The sequence below is a fragment of the Streptomyces sp. NPDC029216 genome, assembly GCF_040648015.1.
Taxonomy (GTDB): domain Bacteria; phylum Actinomycetota; class Actinomycetes; order Streptomycetales; family Streptomycetaceae; genus Streptomyces.
On the sequence record NZ_JBEZWL010000002.1, the window covers coordinates 76,429 to 90,190 of the forward strand.

The 13,762-nt window shown below is 72.6% G+C and carries 11 protein-coding genes; 6 read left to right on the top strand and 5 right to left on the bottom strand.

What is annotated here, in order from left to right; translation table 11 throughout:
• The first annotated feature begins 175 nt into the window (after nt 1–175).
• Genes AB0F18_RS01315 through AB0F18_RS01335 form a run of 5 tightly spaced genes read left to right on the top strand, consistent with a single transcriptional unit; the run spans nt 176 to nt 7,599 of the window.
• Entirely contained in the window at nt 176–1,441 is a 1,266-nt protein-coding gene (locus AB0F18_RS01315) for a phenylacetate--CoA ligase family protein (RefSeq protein WP_362053342.1), read from the top strand.
• A complete protein-coding gene (locus tag AB0F18_RS01320) occupies nt 1,438–2,736 on the top strand; it encodes an MFS transporter (protein WP_362053345.1) in 1,299 nt (432 codons plus the stop codon). The genes AB0F18_RS01315 and AB0F18_RS01320 overlap by 4 nt, the downstream gene beginning before the upstream one ends.
• The gene (locus tag AB0F18_RS01325) at nt 2,733–3,893 is read left to right on the top strand and encodes a GNAT family N-acetyltransferase (RefSeq protein ID WP_362053348.1); all 1,161 of its coding nucleotides are present in this window, start codon (nt 2,733–2,735) and stop codon (nt 3,891–3,893) included. The genes AB0F18_RS01320 and AB0F18_RS01325 overlap by 4 nt, the downstream gene beginning before the upstream one ends.
• Complete coding sequence (locus AB0F18_RS01330) at nt 3,890–5,038, top strand: acyl-protein synthase (protein ID WP_362053351.1); 1,149 nt, start codon at nt 3,890–3,892, stop codon at nt 5,036–5,038. Before AB0F18_RS01325 ends, AB0F18_RS01330 begins: the two co-directional genes overlap by 4 nt.
• Nucleotides 5,035–7,599 carry an acyl-CoA reductase gene (locus tag AB0F18_RS01335; protein ID WP_362053354.1) on the top strand — a complete coding sequence of 855 codons (2,565 nt, stop codon included), beginning with the start codon at nt 5,035–5,037 and terminating at the stop codon, nt 7,597–7,599. Before AB0F18_RS01330 ends, AB0F18_RS01335 begins: the two co-directional genes overlap by 4 nt.
• Before the next feature lie 101 nt (nt 7,600–7,700).
• Here AB0F18_RS01335 and AB0F18_RS01340 read toward each other — a convergent pair whose 3' ends face one another.
• From AB0F18_RS01340 to AB0F18_RS01355, 4 genes are all read right to left on the bottom strand, one after another.
• The gene (locus tag AB0F18_RS01340; RefSeq protein ID WP_362053357.1) at nt 7,701–8,987 is read right to left on the bottom strand and encodes an MFS transporter; all 1,287 of its coding nucleotides are present in this window, start codon (nt 8,985–8,987) and stop codon (nt 7,701–7,703) included.
• 97 nt (nt 8,988–9,084) lie between these two features.
• Complete coding sequence (locus tag AB0F18_RS01345; protein ID WP_362053360.1) at nt 9,085–9,303, bottom strand: hypothetical protein; 219 nt, start codon at nt 9,301–9,303, stop codon at nt 9,085–9,087.
• A 65-nt stretch (nt 9,304–9,368) separates the two neighbouring features.
• Nucleotides 9,369–10,283 carry a hypothetical protein gene (locus AB0F18_RS01350; protein WP_362053363.1) on the bottom strand — a complete coding sequence of 305 codons (915 nt, stop codon included), beginning with the start codon at nt 10,281–10,283 and terminating at the stop codon, nt 9,369–9,371.
• 231 nt (nt 10,284–10,514) lie between these two features.
• Nucleotides 10,515–10,760: a hypothetical protein gene (locus AB0F18_RS01355; protein ID WP_362053366.1), complete on the bottom strand. Its 246-nt coding sequence runs from the start codon at nt 10,758–10,760 to the stop codon at nt 10,515–10,517.
• Nucleotides 10,761–11,257: 497 nt separating this feature from the next.
• On the opposite strand from AB0F18_RS01355, the gene AB0F18_RS01360 reads away from it, so the two are divergent.
• Nucleotides 11,258–12,775: a protein kinase gene (locus AB0F18_RS01360; RefSeq protein ID WP_362053369.1), complete on the top strand. Its 1,518-nt coding sequence runs from the start codon at nt 11,258–11,260 to the stop codon at nt 12,773–12,775.
• A gap of 125 nt (nt 12,776–12,900) precedes the next feature.
• Here AB0F18_RS01360 and AB0F18_RS01365 read toward each other — a convergent pair whose 3' ends face one another.
• Complete coding sequence (locus AB0F18_RS01365) at nt 12,901–13,257, bottom strand: hypothetical protein (RefSeq protein WP_362053372.1); 357 nt, start codon at nt 13,255–13,257, stop codon at nt 12,901–12,903.
• Nucleotides 13,258–13,762 lie beyond the last annotated feature (505 nt).

The window sequence follows — 13,762 nt, forward strand, 5'->3', positions numbered from 1 at the left end:
TTGGTGACAGGCACATTGATGTTTCATGATTGTGACTGTGCGTCAAGTTCTGGCGCGCATCGAGCAGACACGGGGCACCGGGGGGTCCCCGTTCGCACCGGCCGATCCGGCCGGAGAGTTCTCGCTCCCGCCGCGCCGCGGCGCCCATCCCGTTCCGTCACCTAGGCAAAGGCCCATGTCCGCCCAGCAACTCTCGGACCTCATACGTTTCGCCCGTCACAACTCGCCCTTCTATCAAGACCTCTACGCGTCCCTGCCGCCGCACGCCGACCGCCTCACCGACCTGCCGGTGGTCGACCAGCAGGCGTTCTGGGCCGCCAACACCCTTCACGACAGCCGCGTGCTGACCGGCCCGCTCAGCGAAGCCACGGTCTACAAGACCGGCGGCACCACCGGGTCCCCCAAGTTCTCCGTCTACACACGTGACGAGTGGCGCACGTTCGTCACCGCCTTCGGCCAGGGGCTCGTGGACACGGGTCTGCGCCCGGGGCACCGCGTCGCCGACCTCTTCTACGCCGGGGAGCTCTACGCCAGCTTCCTCTTCGTCCTCGACTCCCTCGCCCACGCGCCCGTGGACAACGTCCGCCTGCCCGTCGGCGGAGGCGCGCCGCTGGAGTCGACGATCCCCACGCTGCGCGATCTCGCCGCCCAGGTGCTGGCCGGAACACCGACCACCCTGTGCCGGCTCGCCGAGCAGGTCGTGTCATCCGGGGTCCGGCTCGACGCGGTGGAGTTGCTCCTCTTCGGCGGCGAGGCCCTCTTCGACGACCAGCGGCGCCTGCTGGCCGCCGCGTTCCCCCGCGCCGAGGCCCGTTCCGTCGGGTACGCCAGCGTCGACGCGGGCCTGCTCGGCCGCCCCGTACCCGGCTCCGACGCCCGGGTGCACCGCGCCTTCACGCCGTACTCGGTCGTCGAGATCCTCGACGACTCCACCGATGAGCCCATCACCGAACCGGGCCGGCCCGGCCGGGTCGTGGTCACCAGCCTCTTCCGCCGCCTCATGCCCATCATCCGCTACCCCGCGGGCGACCGGGCCGAGTGGACCGGTACGGGGCCCGGGCACTTCCGGATACTCGGCCGCGCCGAGGAGGGCGTACGGGTGGGCCCCGTCTCCCTCTACACCCAGGACGCCCAGGACGCCGTGGCCGCCGCGGACACCGCGGGGCACGTGGTCGGTATGCAGCTCGTCGTCCGCCGTTGGGACGGCCGTGACGGGCTCGTCCTGCGGCTGGCCGCGGCACCCGGTGCGGAGCACGGCCGGGAGGAGCTGGCCGGGGCCGTCGTCGCGGAGCTGGAGAACGTGCGGCCGCTGTATCCGGACAGCGTGCGCGCCAGGTTCGTGCACCCGATGGCCGTGGAGTGGGTGCGCCACCGCGACCTCGCCGTCAACCCGCGCTCGGGCAAGCTCGTCCGGGTCCTCGACGAGAGGCCGACCGCATGACCACCACCTCACCCGTGACCGAGACCGAGACCGGGACCGAGACCGGGGCCGGCCGGCGGCGCGCTCCGCTGGTCCTGCGCAACCGCGCCTTCGGCGCGGTGTGGCTCGGCCAGATCCTCACCCAGGCCGCCGTGCGGATGTTCCAGGTCGGCGTGGCCTGGTGGATCGTCGCCTACGCCGTGCACGGTGCGCGGGGGCTCGCCTCCGGGCTGTTCATGGCCGCCTGCACCCTGCCCGCCGTGGCGCTGGCGCCCGTGGTGGCCCGAGCGGTCGCCCGGTTCGCGCACCGTTCGGTGCTGCGGACCGCCGCCGCCCTGGCCGGGGGCGCCTCCGGTGCGCTCGCGGTGTGGGCGTACGGCGGTGGGCCGCCGCTCGCCACCGTGTACGCGGCCGGTCTCGCCCTGGCGACGTGCCAGGCGTTCTTCGACCCCTGCCTGACCACCTCGGTGCCCGAACTCGTCGACGACGCCGACATCGAGACCGCCACCGGCTTCGAGCTGTCCACCCAGTCCCTGGCGGGCCTCGGTGGAGCGCTGCTGGGCGCCCTGACCGTCGACCGGGCCGGGGTGGCCGGGCTGGCCGCCGGCTGCGCGGCCGCCTACCTCGGCGCCGCCCTCCTCGTCGCGGGCGCCCGCTTCCGTACCGCCGTGCCGGGCGCCGGAGCCGACGCCCCGGCCCCGCCCCAGCGCCGCACGCTGCGCCGCATCCTCGGGGAACTCCCCTACGTACGGCGGATCCTGATCTGCTTCACCGCGGCGAACCTCTTCACCACCGCCGTGTTCGTCGTCATCCCCCTCTACACCCGCTCGGTCCTCGCGGGCGGGGGTGGCACCGTGGCCCTGCTGGAGGCTTCGCTGGGCGCCGGCGCGCTCGTCGGCTCCTTCACCGGCACCCGCGTGCCGGGACGCCCCACGGTCGCCGGTGCCTGGTGCCTGGGCCTGATGGCCCTCGCCCTCGCGCTGCCGGGGCTGGTCGGGCACCGTCTGGTCATCGCGGGCTGCCTGGCCGTGGCCGGCTGGTGTGCCGGGGCCGTCAGCGTCCGTTTCGTGGCCCTCTTCCAGCGGCTGGTGCCGCCGGCCGACAAGCCCGGCTTCTTCGCCGTGATGCAGGCCGTGCTGGGCGCCTCCCTGCCGGTGGCCTCCCTGGCGTTCGGCTTCGCCGGGGACTTCCTCTCCCCGCAGACCCTGTGCCTGGTGCAGGGCGCCGGACTGCTCCCCGCGGCCTGCGCGCTGGCCCTGCTGAAGTCCCCCGCGCCCGCGCCTGCCGCGGCCCAGCACGCCGGAGGCGAGCAGTGAGCCCCGTCATCACCCCGGTCATCACCCCCGCCGCCTGCTCGGACATCGCCGAACTGCGCCAGCTCTACTACGCCGTCTACGGACCGCACTACCCCGTGGCCCTCGGCACCGACCCGGCCGAGATGGCCCGGCTCATCGAGGACCCGTACTCCCTGTGGCTCGTCGGCCGCTGCCCCGACACCGGGGCACTGACCGCGTCCGCCGCCATCCACGGTGAGGCGGGCAGCCGCATCGGCCGCCTGGAGGGCATCGCCGTGCACCCCGGGCACCGCTCGGCGGGGCTGGCCGCCACCCTCACCGAGGCCCTGTGCGCGGGGATGCTGGACACGGGGCGGCTGGACTCGGTGTACGCGACCGTGCGCACCGTCAGCGCGGGCCCGCAACGCGTCGTCGCACGCAACGGCTTCCGCCCGCTGGGCATCCTGCCCAACGCCGTGGATCTCCGCAGCCGCGAAAGCCTCGCACTCTACGCGCGTCACTCCGCGGGGGTGCTGGAGCGCCGGATCCCCGTCACCGAAGTACCCGCCCCGCTCCTGCCGTTGCTGCGCACCGCCGAGGCCGCGCTGGGCATCGGCTACCCCGGGGTGCGGGCCGCCGCCGGCCCGCACCCCGCGCCGCCCGCGGGACAGGGCCCCGACGAGCGGCTGGAGATGATCGAGGCGCCGGCCTTCGTACGCCGCCGCTTCCGCGAGCGGTTCCCGAGCGCCGAGGGCTGGTTCTACCCGCTGCACACCCCGAACGTGCTGCTCACCCCCGAAGACGGCCGGTTCGAGGTCTACGCCTACCTCAACCGCGCCGGAGGGTACTGCTCCCTGCTGACCGCCCACCCCGACCCGGGCGCCGCGGCCGCGTGCCTCGAACCCGTCACCCGGGCCCTGGCCCGCGCGGGCGCGGGCTACGTCGAGGCGCTGGTGCCCCTCGCACACCAAGAGGTCCTCTCGGCCTTCCTCTCCGAGGGGTTCGTCGCCGGGGCCGTCTACCCCGCGATGCGCGCGGACGGCGACGGCTTCCACGACTACGCCGTCCTGTCCCGCTCCAGCGAGCGCATCGACTTCCGCGGCGTCGCCGTCGAACCGCCCCTCCAGCCCTATCTGGACTGCTACGTGTCGGCCTGGGCGTCGACACACCTGCCCACGTCATCCGAGGTTGCCCCATGAACCCCCATCTCGCGCCGGTCGCCGTACCCGACCCGGCCCTCCTGCCGCACGTACAGCAGCTGTGCGACGTGACCGACCCGTACGCCTTCGGGCCCGCGGAGGACGAGCTGTTCGCCGCCGCCATGGCGGAGACCAACGCCTGGCACGTCGAGCGCTCCCCCTTCTTCCGCTCCCTGTACGAGGCCGCTCCCCCGGCCCAGCCGTACCGGACGCCGCTCGTCCACGCGAACTTCTTCAAGCGGCACGAGGTCCTCTCCATCCCGCGCGAGGACGTCGAGCTGCACCTGACCTCCTCCGGCACCACCGGTCAGAAGTCGCAGATGTTCTTCGACCAGTGGACCATCCGCTCCGCCCAGCGGATGGTCGCCCGGATCTTCGAGCGCAACGGCTGGATCACCCCCGACCAGGAGGTCAACTACCTCCTGTACAGCTACGAACCGGCCCCCTCCCTCAATCTGGGGACCGCCTTCACCGACAACTACCTGTGCGATTTCGCCCCGGCGCGCAGCGTCGCGTACGCACTGCGCAACACCGGCGGCGACCACGAGTTCGACCCGTTCGGGTGCATCGCCGCGCTGCGCCGCTTCGAGCGGGAGGACGCGCCGGTCCGCATCCTCGGCTTCCCGGCCTTCCTCTTCTTCACCCTGGAGCGGATGCGGGCCATGGGGCTGCCCCCGCTGCGCCTGCCCGAGGGCTCCCTCGTCGTCCTCGGCGGCGGCTGGAAGGGGCACGCCGACCGGCGCATCGAGAAGGAGGAGCTGTACGCCCGCGTCACCGAGCAGCTCGGCATCCCGGGCGAGCGGATCCGGGACACCTTCGGGTCGGTGGAGCACTGCATCCCGTACATCGAGTGCGACCACCACCGGCTGCACGCCCCCGTGTGGTCGCGGGTCACGATCCGCTCCACGCGCACCCTCGAACCCCTGCCGTACGGGGAACGGGGCTACCTGCACCTCGTCTCGCCGTACATCACCTCGGTGCCGGCCCAGAGCGTGGTCATGGGCGACCTCGCTTCCCTCCAGCCGGGCGACGCCTGCGGGTGCGAGCTTCAGACCCCCTGGTTCACCGTCCACGGCCGTGCCGGGGTGAGCCGCAACCGCAGCTGCGCGGTGGCCGCAGCGGAACTGATGAAGGGCATGGCGTGACCGTGACGAAGACCATGACCGCGACCGCGGACGCGTACGAGCAGCACGGCGACGGCGGCGCGCACCACTACTGGCAGGGTGCCTTCATCGGCGACGAGGAGGCCGGGCGGCGCCTCGCCGCCCTCCCGGCCGCCGTCGAAGCCGCGCTGGCCACGGTGCTGGAGACCGAGACCGTGCTGGCCGCCTGCGACGCCCTCGCCACCGCCCTGGGCGACCCGGCCCACCCCGTACACACCCGGCTCGCCGCACACCTGCCCCCGGGAGAGGACCCGGCCGTCCTGGCCGAGCTCGGTGGCCTGCTGGGCCGGCGGGAGCTGACCCGCAAGCTGCGCCGCGAACTCGGCAGCGCGACTCCCGGCCGGCTGAACCGGGCCGATCCCCGAGAGACCGTCTACGAGGCGTGGGCACCGGTCGGCCTGGTCGCCCACATCGCCCCCGGCAACGCCGCGACGGTCGCACCGCTGAGCATCGTCGAGGGGCTGCTCGCCGGGAACGTCAACATCCTCAAGACCAGCAGCGCCGACACCCTCTTCACCCAGCACCTGATGGCCGAGCTCGCGGCCCTCGATCCCACCGGCGCGCTCGCCGCACGGGTCGTCGTCCTGCGCTTCCCGTCCTCCCGGCAGGAGTGGCTGCGCCTGATGTGCGCGCCCGCGGACACCGTCGCCGTATGGGGCGGGGAAGGCGCCGTCGAAGGGGTGGCGGCCCATGTGCCGGCCGGATGCCGGCTGGTGGAGTGGGGACACCGGATCTCCTTCGCTTACCTGACGGCCGACGCCTGGTCGGACGCCGGCACGCTCGACGCCCTCGCGGACGATGTGTGCCTGCACGAGCAGCAGGCCTGTTCCAGCCCCCAGGTGGTCTACCTCGACACCGAGGACGAGAAGGAGGTGTTCGCCTTCGCCGAGCGTTTCGCCTCGGTCCTCGCGGCCCGCCCGCCGGCCGCCGGCGCCGCTTCGGCGGGCGAACCGGACCCCGCCGAGGCGGCCGAGCTGACCACCACCGAGCTGATGGCCCGGCTGGAGGAACACCTCGGCCTGACCCGTGTGTTCGCCGCGCCCGACGGCTCGTGGCGGGTCATGGCCGACAGCCGGTCGCCGCTCACGGCCTCGCCGCTGCACCGCAGCGTGTGGGTCAAGCCGCTGCCCCGCGAGCGGCTGATCGCCACCCTGCGCCCGATGCGCCGCTACCTGCAGACGGCGGGCCTCGCGGGCAGCCGGTCCGACATCGCCGAGCTCTCCCGCACCACCCTGGCCGCAGGCGTCACCCGCGTCACGCCCGTCGGCGCCATGCTGGAGAGCTACGCGGGCGAGCCGCACGACGGCGTCTACGCACTCCAGCGCTACAGCCGCCGCGTCGCGGTCCAGGCCGACCCGGGCCGGTTCGCCACCACCGCCTGCCTCGACGACCTGGTCCGGCCCGTCGTCCTGCCGCCGCCGACGGGGCCCCTGCTGGGCAAGGAGGACGTGCAGGAGCCGGCCCGGGAGCTGGCCCGGGCCGATGCCGAGCTCTACTTCCGCAGCGGCGGCAGCACGGGCGCTCCCGCCCTGTCGGTGTTCAGTTACGACGACTACGACACCCAGATGCACGCCGCCGCCCGCGGCCTGCTCGCGGCCGGCTACGACCCGGTCGGGGGCCGCACCGCCAACCTCTTCTACTGCGGCGGCATGTACGGCAGCTTCATCAGCTTCTTCTCCGTACTCGAACGGCTCGGCGGGGTGCAGCTGCCCCTGTCCGCAGGACCGGACCACCGGGCCACGGCACAGGCCCTCATCGAACACCGGGCCGACACCCTCTTCGGCATGCCCTCCTACCTGTGGCAGCTGCTGCACGCGGAGGCGGACGCCCTGCGCGCGTACGGGGGCCTGCGCAAGGTCTTCTACGGCGGGGAGCACTTCACCGAGGAGCAGCAGCGCACGCTGAAGGTGAGGTTCGGCATCGAGGTCATCCGCTCGATCACCTACGGCAGCACCGACCTCGGCCCGCTGGGCTACCAGTGCGCGGACAGCTCCGGCGGCGTCCACCACCTGCACGCCGACCTCCACACCATGGAGATCGTGGACCTGGCCGAGGACCGGCCCGTGGCCCCGGGCGAGACGGGCCGGCTGGTCTTCACCACGCACGCCCGGCGCGGCCAGCACCTGGGCCGCTACCTGATAGGCGACCTCGGCCGGGAGGTCCCCGGCCGCTGCCCCTGCGGCCGGCAGGCGCCCCGGTTCGAACTGATGGGGCGCACCGGTGACGTCATGCGCGTGGCCACGTACTTCCTCAACCACCGCCGCTTCCTGGCCCTGGCCGAGGAACGGGGCGGTCACCGCGGCGAGTTGCAGATCAGGCTCGACGGTACGGAGGCGCGCGAGCGGCTGACCGTACGGGTGGAGCAGGCGCCGGCGACGGACCCGGAGCGGCTGCGGGAGGTCTTCCTGTCCGGCTACCCGGAGCTCCGCTCGGCGGTGTCGGAGCGGCTGCTGGACCTGGTGGTCGAGGCGGTCGACGGCGCCTCGCTGGACCGCAGCCCGACGAGCGGCAAACTCCTCGCGGTGGTGGACGCACGCCGCTAGGCGGTGCCCTCCCCCGGCCCTGGTCCGAAGACCGGGGCCGGGGGGTCCTGTCCAGCGGGTTCGCACGCGTCGGATGCTCCACCCCGGGGGTGATGCGGCCGTCAGCGGTCGAGGGGTTGGTGGGCGCTCTCCGGCAGCCGTAGGTACACCGCCGAGGAACACAGGCACAGCACGGCGACGTACCAGGGGAACAGGCCCGGCCGGCCCAGTTCTTGCAGCAACGTGCCGATGTACGGGGCCGTGCCGCCGAAGAGCGCGACCGTCAGCGAGTACGGGAAGCCTATGCCCGCCGCCCGTACCCGTGCCGGGAAGACCTCCGCGTTCACGGCCGCCGAGATCGAGGTGAAGCCGGTGAGCAGCACCATGCCGGCGCATTGGACGAGCAGCAGGGAGAGGAACGAGCCGTCCAGGGCGCGCGTCAGCGGTACGACGGACAGGGCGAAGCCGAGTCCGAAGAACAGCAGGGACGGTTTGCGTCCGAAGCGGTCGGACAGCAGGCCGCCGACCGGCTGCAGCAGGGCGAAGAACGCCAGGGACAGCGTCCCGGCGAGCAGGGCGTCGCGCTTGGCGATGCCGGTCTCCAGCTCGGCGTACATCGGCAGGTACGAGGTCCACGTGTAGTACGCGAGGGTGCCGCCGGCCGTGATGCCGCCTATCAGCAGCGAGGCACGGGGATGGTGCCGCAGCGCGTCGAAGAGCCGCGGCCGGGGGGCCGCGGCGGGGTGGGCGGTGAGGGTCTCCTCGGCGCCGCGCCGGATCCAGAATCCCGCGAGGCTGAAGACGGCACCGAGCAGGAAGGGCAGGCGCCACCCCCAACCGTTCATGGCGTCCTCGGGGAGCACGGCCACGAGCAGCGCGGCCGAGCCGGAGGCGGCGAGTTGGCCGAGGGAGGTGGAGACGTACTGGAACGACGAGAAGAGGCCTCGGCGGCCGGGCCCGGCGGACTCCACGAGGAAGGTGGTGGACGCGGCGAATTCCCCGCCGACGGAAAGGCCCTGGAACAGCCGCGCGGCCACGAGGACGACCGGGGAGAGCACGCCGACGGCCGTGTACGTCGGCGTGAGCGCGACCAGCAGGCTGCTGCCGCCCATGAGCAGGATGGTCACGGTCAGCGCGGTGCGCCGGCCCCGCCGGTCGGCGATCGCGCCCATCAGGAGCCCGCCGACCGGGCGCATGAAGAAACCGACGGCGAAGACGGCGAAGGTGGAGAGCAGGGGGACGAGGGAGTTGCCCGCGCCGGGCGGGAAGACCTGCCGTGCGATGTGGGTCGCCAGGAAGGTGTACGCGTACCAGTCGTACCACTCGACGGCGTTGCCGACCGAGGCGGCCAGCAGTTGGCGTAAGGGGTGGCGCGGTGGAGCGGGGGTGTGCGTCGCGATCTCTGTCATGATCACGCTCTGCCCGCCGGGAGCCGCCCTTAAAGAGCTTGGTTCGGCCTTTCGGACACGGCTCGACCACTGAAGGGTCAGCGGAGGCCTGGCGTCCTCAGGGCTCGCCGTCTTCGCCCCCGGATGCCGGGCGATCGTGGTCACCCTGGCGTTTCCGGCGGTTTTCACGGTCGGCTGCGTCGAGCTCTCGCATACGGCGCTCGACGCCTACCTTCAGGCTCTCCTGCTCCGGCGGCTCTGGCTCGCGCTCGGGCCGTCGGATCATCTTGCGCAGGCGATCCGCGCGCTCCCTGCGTTGCTGGGCGTCCTCACTCACTCACGGCCTCCTCCCTGGCAGGTGGCTGAGGGTCGTACGGGAACGATTGTCCTCCTCGCTCCCGCTTACTTCCCCTTGGCCTTGGTCTTGGCCTTGGCCTTGGTCTTGGCCGTTCCCTTGCCCTTGAAGGCATTCGCCGCCGGGTTCGCCCCCTTCAGCCGCTCCATCTGGGCGCGCCATTCGTCGGCCCGGGCGCTGGTGGACTCGTTGACGCGGGCCGTGAGGGTCTGCGCGGCCCGGTAGGGCTGGGAGGAGGGGCCACTGGCGGCCAAACGGCTGACGGTCTTGGTCTGGGCGTCGATGGCCTCGCGGATGCTGCCGCTGCCCGACAGTTTGCCGAGTTTGCGGAACGTAGGCTCCTTGCCCTTGAACCAGGTCTGCTGCCACCACTCGTCCGTGACCGGGTCCCGCCAGCTGATGTATCCGCCGCGCAGGATCGTCCGCGGTGCCTTGATGTGACCGCCGAAGCTGTAGCGCACGCCTGCGACGGTGACCGGGTCGTAGAAGCGCGGGGTGAAGAAGTCGGAGACGAGCTGGCCGTTGACGGTGTAGCCGAGCTCCTCGGCCTCCGAGGGGTCGGCGACCTCCACGAGGAACTCGACCTGTCCCTGGTCGGGGTGGGGAGACTTGCCGGACACCAGACGGTTCCCGAACGGGTCGGCCAGCATTTCCAGCATCTCGTGGCTCGCGGTCAGCGACCAGCTGTCGCTGAACTCGATCAGGGAGAACGGCTGCCCGTTCTCGTCCGTGTGAAACCCTGCCGCGTCGGGTACGTCGTCGACCACGATCAGCGGCCAGTACCCGACGGGAACGTCCTCCAGTCTGTCGAAGGCGTCCACTGTCGCGTTCACTTGCCACAGCGGTGCGAAGTCGCGGCTCGCCTGTTTCTGGAGCGCGGCTGCGACGCGGTTGAGCTGTGAAGGGCTGATCTGGTTGATCTTGGTCTCGGGTACGAGCGCGAGCTGGTTGATGAGCATCATCGCGGCTGGCCTTCCGTCTCGGGAAAGCGGCGGCACGGAACCACTCCGGCTCCCCACCGCCGCCAGACCCATCGAGCTTCACCGAGCGGCGGCCCGATCATGCGCGCACGCGTCCGAGCGCGGGGATGTACCAGCCGAATGGCGGTTTACGAAAGCGTCGACCTGAGCCTTGGCTGCGGTCCGAACAGGCCGGCCAAGTGGAGCGCCCAGGGGCCAACCAGGGGTCGCGCGCTATTGCGGGATGCCGCCCTGGTAGCTGCGGCGGCACTCGTTGATCTCATCCCTGGTGTGGGTGTTCACGAAGTCCCGGCCCGCCTGCTTCTTCTCCTGGACGGAGACGTTCGGGTCGGAGATCAGGCTGATGAGCGCCGCACAGTCCCCGCTGGGCTGGACCGGGGCGGCCTGAGCCGACGCGGCGGCGGGAAGTACGGCGACAACCGCCGTGGCGAGAGCGGCGAAGGCGAGTCGTCCCTTCATCGGTATGTCCTCTCCGGACGGCGGAGCGCATCATCGTGCTCGCGCTCCTCGATCGGGCGGATCCCGCGCAGGGGTCCCTGTGAACGTACCGCTCCGGAACCGCATCCGCATGCCGACCGGTGAAGGGCGAGGTGCGGGTCTGCGTACTCCCGCATCGGCCGGGCCCGCCGCCGGATCGGGGACCCCCGCACATCGGCCGCTCCATCGACGTCGCCGACAACGTGGACGTCACCGCGGACCGGCTGGCCCGCGCACACCCCACCGTCCGCTCCGGTGTGCTTCGCCTGGTCGAGGCGTACGAGGCCGGCGACTGGGCGGCCCGACGCCCGGGCCGCTCGGCTCTGCTTGGGACTGCCATCGCTCCTGTATCAGCCAGGAGTTGCCGGCCTGGCCCACGTCGCCCAGGACGGTACTCCGCGGCTGCGCGGCGAGGCCGGCGCCGCGCATGATCAGGGGGGCCGTTCTCGCGACCAGAGGCGTTGGGTTAGGTTCCGGTCGTGACTGACGATCGCGGACGACTGCTGGCGGGCCGGTACCGGCTGGCCGCACTGCTCGGCCAGGGCGGCATGGGGACCGTCTGGCGGGCCCATGATGAGCAACTCGGCCGGGAGGTCGCGCTCAAGGAGCTCCGGCTCCCCGACGACCTCGACGCTTCCCAGCGGAAGGCATGGATCGACCGCCTGGACCGCGAGGCGCGCGCGGCCGCCAGGCTGAAACACCCGGGGGTGATCACCGTCCACGACCGGATAGCCGATGACGACGGCCGCCCGTGGATCGTGATGGAACTGGTCCGCGGCCGCTCCCTGGACGACCTGGTCAAGGAGGACGGCCCGCTTCCGCCCGCCCGCGTGGCCATGATCGGCCGACAGGTCCTGGACGCTCTGCGCGCCGTGCACGCAACGGGTGTCATCCACCGGGACATCAAGCCCGCCAACGTCCTGCTCGAAGGCGACCGGGTGGTGCTGACCGACTTCGGGATCGCCGCCGTGGAGGGCGAGCCCGGTCTGACCCGGTCGGGGGCCCTGATGGGGACCCCGGTCTACATGGCCCCCGAGCAGATGCGCGGTCTCCCGGCAACCGCCGAAACCGACCTGTGGTCCCTGGGCGCGACGCTGTTCACCGCCGTGGAGGGGCACCCTCCGTTCAACGGCTCCGGTTCCTGGGCCGTCTTCGTCGCCGTCGCCACCGAGGAACCCGCCCCCGCCGTCCGCGCCGGGGAGCTCGCCCCCGTACTGACGGGCCTCCTCCGCAAGGACCCGGCGCAACGCCTCACCGCCGAGGAGGCGTACGACCTGCTCGCCGGACCGGCGGGCGAAGCCGAGCCCTCCCGGCCGGACCCCGCGCCGGCATCCCGGTCCACGCTACGGCTGGGTTCGGCGCCGGGCGACGGCCCCGGGGAGGGACGGCCGACCCCGCTCGCGCCCGGCCCCGCCCGCCCTGCCCGGCGGTACGTGCTGGGCGGGCTGGCGACGGTCGTGGCCGCCCTGATCGCGATGCCCTGGTGGTTACCGGAATCCGGTTCCCCCGACGACGCCGGCCGCACCCGCGCCACCGACTCCGCCGCGCCCAACCACCAGTCCCCGGCCCCGTCTTCCCCCCTTGCCGCACCCACGCCGTCCGTCCCCCAACCCAGTACCAGCCCCACACCGACCCCCACCCCCACCCCCACGCGCAGGCCGACACACACGCCCCTCGACCGCCAGGCCATCGAGCGCGTCTTCGCGCTCTACATGAACGGCCTCGCCGACCACGACATGACCTCCCTGCGCCAAGGCACCTGCCCCCGGCTGCGCTCGACCCTGCTCGGATTCGCCCTCAACGGCTACTACGTGGACCGCTGGGAACTCCAGCACTACGAGATCCCGCCGGGAAGGGACGAGCTCAGCGTGGAAGCGAAGATCACCCGACGGGACCCCGAGACGGGGGCACTCGCGGGCGACGTCCTCAACCAATGGATCATCGAGCGGAACGCGGACCAGCAGTACTACGTATGCGGCTGGCTCAACGGGGAATGACCCGGCCGCGCCACGCGGCGGCGCGGAACGGCGGTCGAACACCGACCGCCCCGCTCCGGCGTGCCGACACCCGCAATCCGCGCGCGACTCCGCTCAGCACGGGGCCGGCGGCACTCCTGTGCCGGTCAGCACTCGCGCAGGCCGGGGGCCGGGTCCTGGCCGGTGCTGACGTCGACGGCGGGCACGTTCCCCCAGGCGCCGTTGTCGAGCTGGGTCCAGTACCAGATGTCGTTGCCGCCCGGGTGCGGGTCGCCGTGGCCCCAGCACTGGAACCAGCTGAACGTCGTCACGAGCGTGCCGCGGGTCGCCGAGCGGTAGGAGCGGTCCGCGTAGCCCTTGGCTCCGGCCTTGTTGCTGCAGTACAGCCGGCCGTCGGAACGGACGCCGCACTCGGCGGCGGAGGCCGGGGAGCCGATCGCGGTCAGGCCGGCCGTCAGCGCGGTGGTCATGGCCAGGACGGTGAGCTTCCTGCGCAGGTTCACGTGGACTCCTTGGTGGTGGGGCGTCTTCGCGCCGAGGGGGTCGTGCGGGAGGGTGGCGGGCCTGGGCTGCACCACGCGTCCGGAGAGAGCGGGTTCAAGATCGCCACCACGCCCGCACGCTACTCGGTGCACGCGAACTAGCACGATGCGTAGTCACGCTCAGGGGTGAGCCGGCACTCGGAAACGTCCCGGGCGGGTGATCTGTGCGCAGCCACGCCGCCAACCAGGACCGGGCCCGGGCTGCATCAAGAGGATGCCGAGGATCCCGTGACCTTCCGGCCGGGGAATCGTTCCTCCAGGAGTCGCACGACATGCATACCGCTCCCCCGCGGTACCGCGACACGGGCCCGGGCAGCCGTCCCCCGACTTCCCGGGCCCCCACCAGGCCGCATACCCGGCCCTGCCCCGGAGCCGCACGACGCCGCCGCACCCTGCTGCGCCCCCCAGGGACTCGTCCCGCGCGGTGCCGGCGAGGGGGGAGCCGGCGCCGAAACGGGGCGATTAC

Bases quoted from the DNA above. Each gene is read 5' to 3' on its own strand.
- AB0F18_RS01315 (WP_362053342.1), top strand. From the start codon at position 176: ATGTCCGCCCAGCAACTCTCGGACCTCATACGTTTCGCCCGTCACAAC.
- AB0F18_RS01320 (WP_362053345.1), top strand. From the start codon at position 1,438: ATGACCACCACCTCACCCGTGACCGAGACCGAGACCGGGACCGAGACC.
- AB0F18_RS01330 (WP_362053351.1), top strand. From the start codon at position 3,890: ATGAACCCCCATCTCGCGCCGGTCGCCGTACCCGACCCGGCCCTCCTG.
- AB0F18_RS01340 (WP_362053357.1), bottom strand. From the start codon at position 8,987: ATGACAGAGATCGCGACGCACACCCCCGCTCCACCGCGCCACCCCTTA.
- AB0F18_RS01350 (WP_362053363.1), bottom strand. From the start codon at position 10,283: ATGATGCTCATCAACCAGCTCGCGCTCGTACCCGAGACCAAGATCAAC.
- AB0F18_RS01355 (WP_362053366.1), bottom strand. From the start codon at position 10,760: ATGAAGGGACGACTCGCCTTCGCCGCTCTCGCCACGGCGGTTGTCGCC.